Here is an 11964-nt window from a genome sequence, read left to right on the forward strand (position 1 = left end):
AGGAGCCGTCACCCGCCACGAATTTCCCCTCGGAGATCGGTCACCTCGCGCCAGGGGCGCGAGGCTCTGCTCAATGAACAGCGTGCGCGCAGCGGAAGGGCACTACGTCAGCTGGTCCCCGCGCCCCTTGAAAAACTCAGCGCCCCAGTTCCCGTACGGCCGCCGCGAAGAGGTCCCCGCGCTCGCCGTAGTTGGTGAACATGTCCATCGAGGCACAGGCCGGCGCCAGCAGGACGGTGTCGCCCGCCTGGGCGAGCCCCGCGGCCGCACGGACCGCCTCGGCCATCGCCACCGCGCCAGTCTGGCCCGCGGCCGCCTCGATCACCGGGACATCCGGCGCGTGTCGCGCCAGCGCCTCCCGGATCAGCTCGCGGTCCGCGCCGATCAGCACCGCCGCCCGCAGATGGCTCGCCGCGCCCCGCGCCAGCTCGTCGAAGGTCGCGCCCTTGGCGAGTCCCCCGGCGATCCAGACGGTCGACGGGTAGGCCGCCAGCGAGGCGGCCGCCGCGTGCGGGTTGGTGGCCTTGGAGTCGTCGATGTACGTGACCCCGTCGACCACCCCGACCTCGGCGATCCGGTGCGCGTCCGGGCGGAAGGCCCGCAGGCCCTCGCGGACGGCCTTCGCGTCCACCCCGTACGCGCGGGCCAGGGCGGCGGCGGCGAGGGCGTTGGCGATGTTGTGCGGCGCGGGGGGCTTGACGTCCTCGACGGACCCGAGCTCGGCGGCGTTCTTGTGCCGGTCCGGCACGAACGCCCGGTCCACCAGCAGCCCGTCGACCACGCCGAACTGGGAGAGGCCGGGTGCCTCCAGGCCGAAGCCGATGGCCCGGCAGCCCTCCTCGACGTCGGCCTCGCGGACCAGCGCCTCGGTGGCGGGGTCGGCCAGGTTGTAGACGCAGGCGACCTGGTTGCCCTGGTAGATCCGGCCCTTGTCGGCGGCGTACGCCTCCATCGAGCCGTGCCAGTCCAGGTGGTCGGCCGCCAGGTTGAGCACGGCGGCCGAGTGCGGGCGCAGCGAGGGCGCCCAGTGCAGCTGGTAGCTGGAGAGCTCGACGGCGAGCACGTCGTACGGCTCCGCCGCCAGCACCGCGTCCAGTACCGACACGCCCACGTTGCCGACGGCGGCCGTGCGCCGACCCGCCGCCGTGAGGATCGAGGCGAGCATCTGCACGGTGGTGGTCTTGCCGTTGGTGCCGGTGACGGCCAGCCAAGGGGCGGGCTCACCGGTGGCGGTCAGCGGCCTGCGCAGGTGCCAGGCCAGCTCGACATCGCCCCAGACCGGGACATCCGCCGCAAGAGCCGCCGCGAACAGCGGGCTGCTCGGCGGCCAGCCGGGCGAGGTGACGATCAGGCGGGTGCCGTCGGGCAGCGTCTCGGCGTCGCCGAGCCGCGCGGTGACGCCCAGCTCGGCGGCCTTCTCCCGCAGCGCGGGAGAGTCCCCGCCGTCCACGACGGTGACGACGGCGCCCAGCTCGCGCAGGACCCGCGCGGCGCTGACGCCGGAGAGCCCGAGGCCCGCGACGACGACCGGCAGACCGTCCCAGTCGAGCGAGGTCATCCGGTCACCCAGCCCGCGTAGAAGAGGCCGAGGCCGACGGCCACGCAGAGGCCCTGGATGATCCAGAACCGGACCACGATCAGCACTTCGCTCCAGCCCTTGAGCTCGAAGTGGTGCTGTAGTGGTGCCATCTTGAAGACGCGCTTGCCGGTCATCCGGAACGAGCCGACCTGGATGATCACCGAGAGGGTGATGATCACGAAGAGGCCGCCGAGCAGGGCGAGCAGCAGCTCGGTGCGCGAGCAGATCGCCAGACCCGCCAGCGCGCCGCCGAGGGCGAGCGAGCCGGTGTCACCCATGAAGATCTTGGCCGGTGAGGTGTTCCACCAGAGGAAGCCGAAGCAGGAGCCCATCAGGGCGGCGGCCACCACGGCGAGGTCCAGCGGGTCGCGGACGTCGTAGCAGGTGGCGGTGGCCTTGAGCATCTGGGTGCAGGTCTGGCCGTACTGCCAGACGCCGATGAAGGTGTAGGCGCCGAAGACCATCACGGAGGCGCCGGTGGCCAGGCCGTCCAGACCGTCCGTCAGGTTCACGCCGTTCGACATCGCGGCGATCATGAAATAGGCCCAGATGACGAACAGCACCGGGCCGATCGACCAGCCGAAGTCCCGTACGAAGGACAGGTGCGTGGAGGCCGGGGTCCGGCCCGCCGCGTCGTGGAACTGCAGCGCCAGAATGGCGAAGGCCAGACCCACGAACGACTGCCCGAACAGCTTCGCCTTGGCCCGCAGGCCGAGCGAACGCTGCTTGACGACCTTGATGTAGTCGTCCAGGAAGCCGACCAGGCCCAGACCCACCGTCAGGAAGAGCACCAGCAGCCCGGAGGCGGTGGGCTCCTGGCCCACTATGGCCTTGGTCGCGAAGTAGGCGACCAGCGTGGCCAGGATGAAGGCGATACCACCCATGGTCGGCGTACCGCGCTTGCTGTGGTGCGCCTTGGGGCCGTCGTCGCGGATCATCTGGCCGTAGCCGTGCTTGGCCAGCAGCCGGATCAGCGCCGGGGTGCCGAGCAGGGACAGCACCAGGCCGATCATGCCCGCGTAGAGGATCTGCTTCATCATTTGGCAGCTCCATCGGTCAGCGGGCTGCCATCAGCCAGCAGTGCTTCGGCGACCCGCTCAAGGCCCACCGAACGGGATGCCTTCACCAGGACCACGTCCCCTGGCAGCAGCTGACCCCGCAGCAGCTCGATCGCCGCGTCCGCGTCGGACACCAGCACCGACTCCTCACCCCACGAACCTTCGTTCCTCGCGCCCAGTTCCATACAGGCCGCGTCCCGCCCGCCGACCGCCACCAGCTTGGTGACGTCCAGTCGGACCGCGAGCCGCCCGATGGCGTCGTGCTCGGTGAGGCTGTCCTCGCCGAGCTCCCGCATCTCGCCGAGCACCGCCCAGGTACGGCGGCGCCCCGGGCCCCGGCCGCCCATCGACACGAGCGCTCGCAGCGCGGCCCTCATGGACTCGGGGTTCGCGTTGTAGGCGTCGTTGACGACGGTGAGACCGTCGGCCCGGTCGACGACCTCCATGCGCCAGCGGGACAGCGCACCCGCCTCGCCCAGGGCGGTGGCGGTGTCGTCGACGGACATACCGAGCGCCACCGCCACCGCAGCGGCGGCGAGAGCGTTCGAGACGTGGTGCTCACCGTACAGGCGCAGCTGTACCGGTGCGGAACCGGCCGGGGTGACGAGCGTGAACGATGGCCGTCCGGCGTCGTCCAGGCGAACGCCGGTGGCCCGGACGTCGGCTCCCGGGTGCTCGCCGAAGAGCACCACCTTGGCCTTGGTGCGCTCGGCCATCGCCCGCACCAGCGGGTCGTCGGCGTTCAGCACCGCGACTCCGTCGCTGGTCAGGGCCTCGACCAGCTCGCCCTTGGCCTCGGCGATGGCGGCCTTGGAGCCGAACTCGCCGACGTGCGCGGTGCCGATGTTGAGCACCAGGCCGACGGTGGGCGGGGCGATCGTGGTCAGGTAGGCGATGTCGCCCTTGTAGCGGGCGCCCATCTCCACCACCAGGTGCTGGGTGGCCTCATCGGCCCGCAGCGCGGTCAGCGGCAGGCCGATCTCGTTGTTGTTGTTGCCCAGCGTGTAGACCGTCTCGCCACGCCGCTTGAGCAGCTGGGCGATCAGGTCCTTGGTGCTGGTCTTGCCGGCCGAGCCGGTCAGCGCGACCACGGCGGTGTCCGGCGCCCGGTCGACGACCGCGCGGGCCAGCCTGCCGAGCGCGACGACCACGTCGTCCACCAGGACGGCGGGCACGCCCACCGGGCGGCTGGCCAGCACGGCGACGGCCCCGGCCGCGACCGCGCGGCCGGCGAAGTCGTGCCCGTCCACGTGCTCACCGACCACGGCGGCGAACAGCCCGCCGGGGCCCATCAGCCGGGAGTCCCGGTCCACCGGGCCGGTGACGACGGCGGCGGGGTCGGCGCTGTCCAGGGTGCCGCCGACGGCTGCGGCGATTTCGGCAAGGGTCAGTGCGATCACGGGTGCTGTACTCCTCGGGTTCCTCGCGGGACCGAGGCGTGCGCGATGGCCTCGCGCAGCACCTCGCGGTCGTCGAAGGGGCGGATCTCGTCTCGTACGTACTGGCCCAGCTCGTGGCCCTTGCCCGCGACCAGCACGGTGTCCCCGGCGTGCGCGCGGGCGACGGCGAGGGCGATCGCCTCGGCGCGGTCCGGGACGGCCAGGACCTCGCCGCGCTCTGCCTCGGGCACCTCGGCGGCGCCCGTCAGCATGGTGGCGAGGATCGCCAGGGCGTCCTCGGAGCGCGGGTTGTCGCTGGTCAGCAGGGCGGTGTCGGCGAGCCGGGCGGCGATGGCACCCATCGGGCCGCGCTTGAACGGGTCCCGGTCGCCGCCGCAGCCGACCACCACGTGCAGCCGGCCCTTGGTGACCTCGCGGAGCGACTCCAGGACGGCCTTCAGCGCGTCCGGCTTGTGCGCGTAGTCGACCACGGCCACGTACGACTGCCCGGCGTCCACCCGCTCCAGCCGCCCGGGCACGCCCGGCACCGAGGCGACCCCGGCGACGGCAGCCTCCAGCGGCACCCCGGCGCTGACCAGGGCGGTGATCGCGCCGAGCGCGTTGGAGACGTTGAACGGGCCCGGCAGCGGCACCGAGGCGTAGGCGGCGAGGCCGGCCGGGCCGTTGACGCGGAAGGTCGAGCCGGTCGGGCCGAGCTGGACGTCGGTGGCCCGCCAGTCGGCCGCCGGGTCGCCCTTGGCGGAGAAGGTGGTGATGGCGATCGGCGCCTCGGCGGCCAGCCTGCGGCCGTACGCGTCGTCCAGGTTGGCGACCCCGCGCTTCGCCCGGTCGGGCTGGAAGAGCTTGGCCTTCGCCAGGTAGTAGTCCTCCATGTCCGGGTGGAAGTCGAGGTGCTCCGGCGTGAGGTTGTTGAACAGCGCGACGTCGTACTCGACCCCGTCGACCCGGCCGAAGACCAGCGCGTGGCTGGAGACCTCCATCACCACCGCGTCCGCGCCGCGCTCGCGCATCACCGCGAGGACGGCGTGCAGGTCGGTGGCCTCGGGGGTGGTCCGCTCGCTCTTGATCCGCTCCTCGCCGACCCGCATCTCGACGGTGCCGATCACCCCGGGCAGCAGGCCGGCGGCGCGCAGGCCGCCCTCGACCAGGTACGCGGTGGTGGTCTTGCCGTTGGTGCCGGTCAGCCCGATGGTGAGCAGCTGCTCGCTGGGACGGCCGTAGAGGACGGCGGCCAGCCGGCCCATCTCGGCACGCGGGCTCTCCACCACCAGCAGCGGCGCACCGCAGTCGGCGGCGGTCTCGGCCCCCACCGGGTCGGTGAGCACCGCGACGGCACCCTGCGCGACGGCCTGCGCGGCGAAGCGCGCGCCGTGGACGTTGGCACCACCGAACGCCACGTACACGTCGCCGGGGCGCACGGCCCGGGAGTCATGGGTGATGCCGGTGACCTGCCCGCTCGTGCTGTCCTCGCTCGCCGCCGGGCGCTTTGACCCGGTGTCGGCACTCCTCGCTCCAACGCTCCTACGTCGCTCGTCGCTCGTCGCTTTCGACACCGGCGCGCCCTTTGGCTCGCGAGGGGGGACGGGCTCGAGGCCCAGCAGTCGGGCCACCTCGGCCAGCGGCGTCACAGCCGGGCTGCTCGGTCGGGGCGGAGTCGCGGAGATTTGATCGGGTTTCGGCACGGCGGGCAGGCTATCGGCCGAAGGGGTCCCAGGGCCAAACCGGGCCAAGGTGACAGGGTTCACAGGGCGGGCGGCGTCGCTCATCAGGGCTTCCAGTCCACGGGCAGATTCGGCGCCTCGCTGCCGCTGGGCGCGACCTGGAGGGTCTTCAGTGCGAACTCCATCACCTGCTTGAACACCGGACCGCAGAGCTGGCCGCCGAAGTGGCCGTTGACCGGGTCCTGGATCACGCAGGAGACCGTCACCCGGGGCGCCTCGGCCGGGGCGAAGCCGATGAACGAGGCGGTGTAGCCCGAGTACTTGCCGGTCTTCGGGTCCACCCGGTTGGCAGTGCCGGTCTTCCCGGCCACCCGGTAGCCCGGGATCTGGGCCGTTCCGCCGGTGCCCTGCTCGTCGGTGACGACGGACTCCAGCATCTCGCCGAGGATCTTCGCGGTCTCCGGCTTGACCACCCGGGTCTGGGCGCCGGCCGGTTGGGGCACGTACCGACCGTCCGGCCCGGTGATGCCCGCCAGCAGGCTGGGCGCCACCCGGACGCCGCCGTTGGCGATGGTGGAGAACACCGAGGTCGCCTGCAGCGCGTTGACCGACAGGCCCTGGCCGAACGGGATGGTGAACTGCTGCGAGCCCTTCCAGTCCTCCGGCTTGGCCAGGATGCCCCTGGTCTCGCCGGGGAAGCCGATCCCGCTGAGCTGGCCGATGCCGAACCTGTGCAGGTAGTCGCCGAGCACCTGGTTGGCCTCCGGCTGGGTGTTGCCCAGGTGCTCGGCAGCCTCGATGGTGCCGATGTTGGAGGACTTGGCGAGCACCCCGGCCAGCGTCAGGTACCAGGTCCCGTGGTCGACGTCGTCGTGGAACACCCGGTCCGAGCGCTGCAGCGTGTTCGGGACGGTGACGTGGGTGTCCCAGGCGGCCTTGCCGGTGTCCAGCACGGCGGCCATCGTCATCAGCTTCGCGGTGGAACCCGGCTCGTACGCGTCCTGGACGGCGGCGTTGCCGAGCTGGGAGGACTTCGCGCTCGACAGGTCGTTCGGGTTGAAGCCCGGCGAGGTGGCCATCGCCAGCACCTGGCCGGTCTTCACGTCCTGGACTATCACGTAGCCCTTCTCCGCCCCGGCGTTGGCCACCTGGTCGGTGATGGCCCGCTGGGCGGCCCACTGGATGTCCCGGTTGATGGTCAGCCGCAGGTCGGAGCCGGGGACGGGGGCCAGCTGGCTGCCGCCGCCGGCGTCCACCGTCCGGCCGCCCGCCGAGGCGTAGGTGGCCTTGCCGGCCGTGCCCGCCAGCTCGTGGTCGTACTGCAGCTCCAGGCCGCCGCTGCCGGCGCCGTCCGCGTTGACGAAACCGACCAGGTTGGCGGCCAGCCCGTCGGCCGGGTAGACCCGGCGGGTGCTGCCCTCGGCCGTGATCGCCAACAGCGGGTTGACGCACGCGGTGTCCAGGTACTGCCGACCGCCCCGGTCGGCGGGCTTGCCGAGCAGGGCCTTCTCGGTGCGGCAGGTCTGGCTGTCGACCTGCTTGCTGAGCGCCGTCCGCAGGTCGTTGATCTGCTTCTTGGCCTCCGGGGTCTGCCTGGGCGCCAGCATCGCCCACCTGGTCCTCGGGGTGTGCAGCGCGGCGGCCAGCTGCTCCTTGGTCCGCCCCAGGATCGGGGCGAGCAGCGCGGCGGCCTGTTCGGGCGCGTCCGGGAGGTGCGTCTTGTCGGGGGTGTAGGCCGTGGGGTCGGCGGTGATGTCGTAGGCGTCCACCGTGGTCGCCAGTACGACACCGTCGGAGGACGTTATCGAGCCGCGTTCGGCCGGGAGCTTCTGCTCCACGTACTTGTTGGCGCCCGCCTCGGCGGCCAGCGAGTCGGAGTCGATCAGCTGGAGCTGGACCAGGCGCGCGCCGAACAGCGACAGGACCAGGGCGAGCGCGCCGGTGACCACCCGCAGGCGGCGGCGCGGATCGGCCAGTCTGATCGCGCGGGGCTGCGGCCGGGGAGCAGCCCGGGGCGCCGGGGGGCGGGGCCCCCGCGCAGGCCCGCGGCGAGGTTCCGCGCCGCGCTGCTGCGGCGTACGCGGGCGCTCGCCCGGTTTGCGCGCCGCTCCGGCCGCCGGTCTGCGTGGCGGCTGACGTGGCGGCTGACGTGGGGTGCTCATCGCGGCGTACCTCCGGCCGGGGCTGACGGGCTGACCGGCGGCGCCGGGTCGATCTGCACGGTGCCGTCCCCGCCCGACGGGGCTGCCGAGGGCTGGGCGCCCGCTGCGGCAGGTGTCCCGCCGCTGGGCTTCGCCTGCTGCCAGAGGTCGGTGCCGGACCGCTTCACCGGCGAGTCGTCCTGCGCCTGGCCCGGCTTGCCCAGCACCTTGCCGTCGTCCTGGAGGAAGGCCGGGTCACCACCGGGCACCATGCCCAGGTCGCGGGCCCGCCGCTCCAGCGCGTCGGGGGCCGAACCCTGGCTGATCTGCTGCTGGAGGGTCTGCTGCTGGTCGGTCAGCTCGGTGGTCTGCTTCTGCAGCCGGGAGAGTTCGAAGGTGCCCTCGTTCAGCGCGGTGTTGAGCATCAGCAGGCCGAGCAGCCCGCCCGAGAGCAGCGCCACCACCAGCACCACGAACGGCGCCCGACCCCGGCGGTACCGGGCCGCCGGTCGCACACTGATCCTGACCCTACCACCCTGCCCGGGGAGCACCTTGCTCCGTCGGACCCCTCCCGCCACCGGCACTGCGCTCTCCCTCGCCCGTTCGTCCCCCGCCGACCTGATCAGCCCCGGGAGGTGCTTCGGTCCCTGATCCTCTCCGCCACGCGCAGCCGCACGGGCGCGGCGCGCCGGTTCTCCTCGATCTCCGCCTCGGTGGCCAGCTCGGCCCCCCGGGTGAGCAGCTTCAGCCAGGGCTGGTGCTCCTCCGGGATGATCGGCAGGCCGGGCGGGGCGGTGTTGGTGGCACCGGCCGCGAAGTACTGCTTGACCAGCCGGTCCTCCAGCGACTGGTAGGACATCACCACGACCCGGCCGCCGATCGCGATCGAGTCCAGCGCCGCCGGGATCGCCCGGTCCAGCACCTCCAGCTCGCCGTTGACCTCGATCCGCAGCGCCTGGAAGGTCCGCTTGGCCGGGTTGCCGCCGGTGCGGCGGGTGGCGGCCGGGATGGCGTTGCGTACCAACTCCACGAGACGCGCGCTGTTGGTGAACGGTTCCTTCTCCCGCTCGCGCAGGATCACCGAGGCGATCTTCCCGGCGAACCGCTCCTCGCCGTAGACCTTGAGAATCCGGGCCAGCTGGCCGTGCGTGTAGGTGTTCAGCACCTCGGCGGCGCTCAGACCCCGGGTCTGGTCCATCCGCATGTCGAGCGGCGCGTCCTGGGCGTACGCGAAGCCCCGCTCGGCCTCGTCCAGCTGCATCGAGGAGACGCCGAGGTCGAACAGGATGCCCTGGACCTTCGGGATGCCGAGGTCGGCCAGCACCTCGGGGATCTCGTCGTAGACGGCGTGCACCAGGGTGGCCCGCTCGCCGAAGCGGGCCAGCCGCTCACCGGAGAGCCTGAGCGCGACCGGGTCGCGGTCGACGGCGATCAGCCGGACCTCGGGGAACTGGGTGAGCAGTGCCTCACTGTGGCCGCCGAGCCCGAGCGTGGCGTCCACCACCACCGCGCCGGGCGCGGAGATCGCCGGCGCGAGCGCGTCGACGCACCGCTGGAGCATCACCGGGACGTGCTTGGGTGCGGTGCTCATTGCGCTGGGCGCCCTTCATTGGTGCGGATGGTTGCCCCACCAGGTCCAGTTGCACTCTCCAGGGGCGCGGGGCTCGGCTTGACGAACCGCGTGCGCGAAATTCGGAAGGCAACGGTCCGCAGCCTCCCGCCTCGCGCACGCGGTTTGTTAAACCGAGCCTCGCGCCCCTGAGGTGGCTGATGGGTCTCAGGTCCATTTTGGACCACCCGCGGAGCGAAGCCGTACGCCGCCCGTGGTCCCCGCCCGCTCGCCTGGGGAAGGAGTGGCCGCCCGGCACCGGGGAAGGTGCGCCAGGAGGCACGGAGCGGGAGGAGGCCGCAGGCGGCGTACCGGCCGCACCGGTCAACCGGGAAGGCCCAGTTGACGACCTGCGGCGGGTGTGCTCCACTGCGCCGCAACTCTATCGCGACCAGGTCCGCAGTCAATCGTCCGCGACGGCGCACCACCCGGGCGGAGGTACCGATCTCCGCAGGCCGGAGCAGTCGGCCCAGTCCTCGTCCCCTGGTCGGGCACACGCGCGTCCACCCTCGCGCGCGCCGGGCAAACCGGGACAGAAGGGACGACAGGCCCAATGCGCCGCTCACGCCCCGCTATGTGCTCCATCACACCGGCAGATTAGGCACCCCCACCCTCACCACGGCGACCGAAATCCTATTAGCGTCATCGGTATGACAGTGACCCCCGAGCGGCCCACGCCGACCGCCGCTGCCGATTCCCAGCCGCCGAGCATCATCGACCGGTTCGTCGACGCGAACCGCGCGTACGCGGTCGAGTTCCGCGACGGCGGGATGGACGCCCGCCCCGTCCAGCACGTCACCGTGGTCGCCTGCATGGACGCCCGGCTCGACCTGTTCGCCGCACTCGGTCTCGAACTGGGCGACGCGCACGTGATCCGCAACGCCGGCGGTGTGGTCACCGACGACACCATCCGCTCGCTCACCATCAGCCAGCGCGCCCTGGGCACCAGCTCGATCGCCCTGATCCACCACACCGGCTGCGGCCTGCTCGGCCTGACCGAGGACTTCCGCCGCGAACTGGAGCTGGAGGTCGGCCAGCGCCCGCAGTGGGCCGTCGAGTCCTTCGTGGACCTGGACGGCGACGTCCGGCAGTCGATGCAGCGCGTCCGCACCTCCCCGTTCCTGCTGCACACCGACGACGTCCGGGGCTTCGTCTTCGACGTCCACACCGGCCTGCTCCGCGAAGTCCTCTAGCGAGGCGGCAAGGGCGCGAAGCGGAGCGTGCGCCGCCGTCACTCCCGGTTCAGCGCAGTTCGGCACGCCCCAGGACGTTGCCCGGGCCGACAGCAGCGGACCCGTCCGGGTGACTTCTGGCCACCCGACAGGGAAGAATGCGGCTGCAGGCCGGTCCCCGCACCACCTGGGACCGCCTGGCCGCACGACACCGTCCGCTGACGAATCTCCGTCCCCCCAAGGCTGGAACCGTACGGCGGACGGCCGCGTGATCGGGGTGGGGCCGGGCTCGCGACGAGGTCCGGCAGGAAACGGGCCATGGGAGCTATCGGGTGACGACCTACAACGGACAGACCGCCGCAGTCGGAGCGGGCGCGCCGCGCCCGGCCGGACTGCACGAGCTCAGCGCGGTGGTCGAGCGCGTCCGCGACTCGGTCGAGAGTGTCATCGAGGGCAAGCCGGAGGCCGTCAGAATCGCGCTCACGGTGATGCTCGCCGAGGGCCACCTGCTGCTCGAGGACGTGCCGGGCGTCGGCAAGACCATGCTGGCCAAGGCGCTCGCCAGGTCGGTCGACTGCACGGTGCGCCGGATCCAGTTCACCCCCGACCTACTGCCCTCGGACGTCACGGGCACCAGCGTCTTCGACCAGAACCGCCGGGACTTCGAGTTCCGTCCGGGCGCGATCTTCGCGCAGATCGTGGTCGGCGACGAGATCAACCGCGCCTCGCCGAAGACCCAGTCCGCGCTGCTGGAGTCGATGGAGGAACGCCAGGTCACCATCGACGGCACCACCCACCCGCTCCCCTCCCCGTTCATGGTGATCGCCACCCAGAACCCGGTGGAGATGGAGGGCACCTACCCGCTCCCCGAGGCCCAGCGCGACCGCTTCATGGCCCGGATCTCGATCGGCTACCCCAGCCCCGAGGCCGAGTTCCAGATGCTCGACCTGCACGGCGGTGCCAACCCGCTGGACGACCTCCAGCCGGTCGCGCACGCCCACGACATCCTCAAGCTGATCGACGTCGTCCGCACGGTGCACGTCGCCGACGCCGTCCGCCGGTACGCCGTCGACCTGGTCGGCGCCACCCGCACCTCCCCGGAGCTGCGCCTCGGCGCCTCGCCCCGCGCCACCCTGCACCTGATCCGCGCTGCCCGCGCCGCCGCCGCGCTGGCGGGCCGCGAGTACGTGGTGCCGGACGACATCCAGGCGCTCGCCGTCCCCGTGCTGGCGCACCGGCTGCTGCCCACGGCCGAGACCCAGCTGAGCCGCCGCAGCGCCGAGCAGGTCGTCCTCGACCTGGTCGCCCGGCTGCCGATCCCCCGTCCGCAGGGGCGGATCTGAG

Annotated in this window: 9 protein-coding genes; 2 read left to right on the forward strand and 7 right to left on the reverse strand. The window is 72.4% G+C overall.

The genetic code is table 11. The annotated features are described in order from the left end of the window. Positions 1-136 precede the first annotated feature (136 nt). From murD to rsmH, 7 genes are all read right to left on the reverse strand, one after another. The gene (murD, locus tag P3T29_RS28150; protein WP_280719477.1) at positions 137-1558 is read right to left on the reverse strand and encodes a UDP-N-acetylmuramoyl-L-alanine--D-glutamate ligase; all 1422 of its coding nucleotides are present in this window, start codon (positions 1556-1558) and stop codon (positions 137-139) included. Then, positions 1555-2616 (reverse strand): phospho-N-acetylmuramoyl-pentapeptide-transferase, encoded by a 1062-nt coding sequence (mraY, locus tag P3T29_RS28155; protein ID WP_280719503.1) that lies wholly within the window; start codon positions 2614-2616, stop codon positions 1555-1557. The genes murD and mraY overlap by 4 nt, the downstream gene beginning before the upstream one ends. Then, positions 2616-4037 carry a UDP-N-acetylmuramoyl-tripeptide--D-alanyl-D-alanine ligase gene (gene murF / locus P3T29_RS28160; protein ID WP_280719478.1) on the reverse strand — a complete coding sequence of 474 codons (1422 nt, stop codon included), beginning with the start codon at positions 4035-4037 and terminating at the stop codon, positions 2616-2618. Before murF ends, mraY begins: the two co-directional genes overlap by 1 nt. Continuing rightward, positions 4034-5803, reverse strand: coding sequence for a UDP-N-acetylmuramoyl-L-alanyl-D-glutamate--2,6-diaminopimelate ligase (locus P3T29_RS28165; protein WP_280719479.1), 1770 nt, complete (start codon positions 5801-5803; stop codon positions 4034-4036). Before P3T29_RS28165 ends, murF begins: the two co-directional genes overlap by 4 nt. Beyond that, positions 5803-7860 carry a penicillin-binding protein 2 gene (locus tag P3T29_RS28170; RefSeq protein ID WP_280719480.1) on the reverse strand — a complete coding sequence of 686 codons (2058 nt, stop codon included), beginning with the start codon at positions 7858-7860 and terminating at the stop codon, positions 5803-5805. The genes P3T29_RS28165 and P3T29_RS28170 overlap by 1 nt, the downstream gene beginning before the upstream one ends. Beyond that, positions 7857-8354, reverse strand: a complete 498-nt coding sequence (locus tag P3T29_RS28175) for a cell division protein FtsL (RefSeq protein WP_348532872.1) — start codon at positions 8352-8354, stop codon at positions 7857-7859. Before P3T29_RS28175 ends, P3T29_RS28170 begins: the two co-directional genes overlap by 4 nt. Before the next feature lie 107 nt (positions 8355-8461). Further along, positions 8462-9430, reverse strand: a complete 969-nt coding sequence (rsmH, locus tag P3T29_RS28180; RefSeq protein ID WP_280719481.1) for a 16S rRNA (cytosine(1402)-N(4))-methyltransferase RsmH — start codon at positions 9428-9430, stop codon at positions 8462-8464. A 668-nt stretch (positions 9431-10098) separates the two neighbouring features. On the opposite strand from rsmH, the gene P3T29_RS28185 reads away from it, so the two are divergent. Continuing rightward, positions 10099-10641, forward strand: a complete 543-nt coding sequence (locus tag P3T29_RS28185) for a carbonic anhydrase (RefSeq protein ID WP_280719482.1) — start codon at positions 10099-10101, stop codon at positions 10639-10641. 371 nt (positions 10642-11012) lie between these two features. After that, on the forward strand, positions 11013-11963 hold the full coding sequence (locus tag P3T29_RS28190; protein WP_280719505.1) for an AAA family ATPase: 951 nt from the start codon (positions 11013-11015) through the stop codon (positions 11961-11963). The last annotated feature ends 1 nt before the right edge of the window (position 11964 follow it).

It is taken from the genome of Kitasatospora sp. MAP5-34, assembly GCF_029894335.1.
Classification (GTDB): Bacteria; Actinomycetota; Actinomycetes; order Streptomycetales; family Streptomycetaceae; genus Kitasatospora.

What these genes read in the sequence shown, in the direction of transcription:
- murD (WP_280719477.1), bottom strand. Translation starts at nt 1,558, where the DNA reads ATGACCTCGCTCGACTGGGACGGTCTGCCGGTCGTCGTCGCGGGCCTC.
- mraY (WP_280719503.1), bottom strand. Translation starts at nt 2,616, where the DNA reads ATGAAGCAGATCCTCTACGCGGGCATGATCGGCCTGGTGCTGTCCCTG.
- P3T29_RS28165 (WP_280719479.1), bottom strand. Translation starts at nt 5,803, where the DNA reads ATGAGCGACGCCGCCCGCCCTGTGAACCCTGTCACCTTGGCCCGGTTT.
- P3T29_RS28170 (WP_280719480.1), bottom strand. Translation starts at nt 7,860, where the DNA reads ATGAGCACCCCACGTCAGCCGCCACGTCAGCCGCCACGCAGACCGGCG.
- rsmH (WP_280719481.1), bottom strand. Translation starts at nt 9,430, where the DNA reads ATGAGCACCGCACCCAAGCACGTCCCGGTGATGCTCCAGCGGTGCGTC.
- P3T29_RS28185 (WP_280719482.1), top strand. Translation starts at nt 10,099, where the DNA reads ATGACAGTGACCCCCGAGCGGCCCACGCCGACCGCCGCTGCCGATTCC.